The sequence below is a fragment of the Paraburkholderia sp. SIMBA_053 genome (genome assembly GCF_046534895.1).
In the GTDB taxonomy this organism is placed as follows: Bacteria; Pseudomonadota; Gammaproteobacteria; order Burkholderiales; family Burkholderiaceae; genus Paraburkholderia; species Paraburkholderia caledonica.
The window spans coordinates 1-278 of record NZ_JAWRXU010000540.1 but is presented as its reverse complement, the minus strand read 5'-3'; the positions used below and the strand labels follow the sequence as shown (position 1 = coordinate 278).

Genomic DNA, 278 nt, shown 5'->3' with positions numbered 1-278 from the left:
CCTAGCGAAATTAATTCATTCATTGAAATATCAATACCGACTTCTTCCTTAATCTCTCTTACCCCGTCGTATACCGTTTCATGAGCTAGTATATGTCCGGCAGCTGTAATATCCAAAAGGTTAGGATAGTCCTTTTTTGTATCACTACGAATTTGAAAATAAATATAATCTATTTCCTCTTCCCTAGCAATAAACCAACAATGAAATGTTTCATGCCAATAACCAAACTTATGTACTTCTTCCCGAGTGGCAACTCCCAGTTCATTTCTATCTTTATC

Annotated in this window: 1 protein-coding gene; it reads right to left on the bottom strand. The window is 35.6% G+C overall.

Annotated elements, in window-relative coordinates; genetic code table 11:
• Positions 1-278: NUDIX hydrolase (locus SB753_RS36770; protein WP_410805051.1), on the bottom strand; the 278-nt coding region annotated here is incomplete at both ends.